Raw genomic sequence first — 2,439 nt, 5'->3', positions numbered from 1 at the left:
TATTTTTATCGAGAATATGGTCGCTCATTACGAGGACAATTGATAAAAGGTAAAGTATTTGGAAGAAGGTATCAGAGGATTTCTTTGGTTGCAGGGCTGATAAATGGTGAGATAATCGCTCCGATGACTTATGAAGAAACAATGACGAGCGACTTTTTTGAAGCTTGGTTTCAGAAATTTCTGCTGCCAACATTAAGCACACCATCAGTTATTATTATGGATAATGCAAGATTCCATAGAATGAGTAGGCTAGAGCGCTTATGTGAAGAGTATGGGCATAAACTTTTACCACTTCCTCCATACTCACCTGAGTATAATCCTATTGAGAAAACATGGGCTCATATCAAAAAACACCTCAGAAAAGTATTACCAAATTGCGATACTTTTCTTGGGGTTCTTTTGTTCTATCCCTATTTCAATTAACTATACAAAAATCCGCTGACTCAGGACAAGTCAACGGATTTTTCACATATTAGGATTCTTTAGGCAAGATAAGATTGAGAAGGACCCCCACAATAGCAGCGAGAGCCGTACCAGACAAGTTTACCGCGCCCAGATTAAGCACTGCACCACCTAGCCCAAGAACCAGCATAGAAGAGGCAATGATAAGGTTGCGAACCTGTCCAAAGTCTACTTGACGCTCAATTAAAACTTTTAGACCATTTGAAGCAATGACCCCGTAAAGCAAAATTGACATGCCACCTAAGACAGCATTGGGAATGGTTGAGATAAGAGCAGTGAATTTCCCTAAGAATGAAAAGGCAATGGCAATCAAAGCTGCATTTCGAATAACTGAAACAGAAGCAATTCGCGTCATGCCGATAACACCCGTGTTCTCACCATAAGTGGTATTGGCAGGCCCTCCGATAAGAGCTGAAACAGATGTCGCAACCCCGTCACCAATCAACGTACGCTGCAAACCAGGCTCTTTTAAGAATTGGCGACCTGTAATCTGCCCAAGAACGGTATGATCTCCAATATGCTCTGCTATTGTCACTACGGCAATAGGTAAAATCGCAATCATCTCAGGACCAAAGTAGAAGTCGTAAGATTTGAAGAGACCTGTTTTAAAAGGAAGATAGAAAGCAGGTAACTCAAACCACTTAGCTTCAAGAACCGGCTTAAAATCAACAAGACCTAAAATAATAGCAAAAATATAGCCACCAATAATAGCAAAGAGGAAGGGAATAATCTTGATAAAACCCTTACCATTAGTATTGATAAAAGCCGCGATGAGAAAAGTCACGACTGCAACTAGAATGTTACGCCAGTCTGCATCAGCTACAAAACCAGCAGAAGTCACCGCAGAATTGGCTAAACCAAGCCCTATAACAATAATCATAGGGCCAATAACAATAGGTGGAAGAACCTTATCAATCCACTGAGTCCCCAAAACACTAATCAAACCAGCAATGACCACATAGATGAGACCAATAAAAAAGATACCCGTCTGAGAAGCTGACACATCACCACCCATAGCTTCATTAGCTGTTGCCATAGCTGTGATATAGGCAAACGATGAGCCCAGGTATACCGGAACCTTAGCCTTTGTCGCCACCTGATAAATCAACGTTCCTATACCAGAAGCAAAAAGCGCTACGGAAACAGGCATTCCCAAAATCAACGGCACCAAAATTGTCGCACCAAACATAGCAAAAACATGCTGAAAAGACAATAAGAGTCCCTGCACCGGCTCTGGCTTATCCTCAACATCTAAAATCAAGTCAACCTTTGACACGTCAAGGTCTATTGCCGTATGTTTCTCATGCTCTGTAACATGCATTTTTAATTCCATAATTCCTCCATCTGAGCACACAAAAAGAGCCCAGCTCATACAGTAGTCATAGGCTCTCCATTTTTCCTGAATTGTCTTTCTCACCTCACGGGATGAGTTTAAAAACCTACGCCTTTGATATTGTACCATAGCAGCGTCAAAAAAACCAGCTCTATTTATCAAAAAGCACACTGTACGCATGAAAAATTTCTTATTCAGCTTTTATGGCTTGAAGTCATTTTTAAAACGATCAATACCCTGTTCGTACTTGTTTTGTCTCCTATTTCCCAAATGACTGTGGTAAATAACCCTCCAGAGGACAGAAATATTGCGTTGCTTGTGACGATAACTCAGCTACCATCATTTGTAAGGGTTGAGACAGGCCTTACGAAAAGCATTTAAGTTGAAGACGACCAGTTTATCTAAGGTCTGGTCCTTGTCTTCTCGGTAAACCACACCTAACAACCAATGGCAGCCAACTATAATGAGAAAAAAGTCTGCACATCACCTTTAAAGTAGATTCTAGAACTTACTCTGAGAATCTACCAAAAAATTCTTCCTCATAACCAATCATAATCAGCTCCCCATCCCAACTTGCCAAGCTTATTCCTAATTTTCCTCTGAAAAGCACGCTTCCCTCGAAAACATTCCCCACTCATTAGGTA

At 40.9% G+C, this 2,439-nt stretch carries 2 protein-coding genes; one reads left to right on the top strand and one right to left on the bottom strand.

Annotation, left to right across the window (positions count from 1 at the left end; translation table 11 throughout):
• Positions 1–423 (top strand): IS630 family transposase (locus G576_RS12695; protein ID WP_027974410.1); only part of this gene is annotated, 423 nt, incomplete at its 5' end.
• Positions 424–472: 49 nt separating this feature from the next.
• Here the strand turns inward: G576_RS12695 and G576_RS0109560 are convergent.
• On the bottom strand, positions 473–1,783 hold the full coding sequence (locus G576_RS0109560; protein WP_027974409.1) for a uracil-xanthine permease family protein: 1,311 nt from the start codon (positions 1,781–1,783) through the stop codon (positions 473–475).
• Positions 1,784–2,439: the final 656 nt, after the last annotated feature.

This window comes from Streptococcus porci DSM 23759, from assembly GCF_000423765.1.
Lineage (GTDB): Bacteria > Bacillota > Bacilli > Lactobacillales > Streptococcaceae > Streptococcus > Streptococcus porci.
The sequence above is the reverse complement of the archived record's forward strand: the minus strand, read 5'-3'. Positions and strand labels throughout refer to the sequence as shown.

Coding starts and splice junctions, on each gene's coding strand:
- G576_RS0109560 (WP_027974409.1), bottom strand. CDS start 1,783: ATGCATGTTACAGAGCATGAGAAACATACGGCAATAGACCTTGACGTG.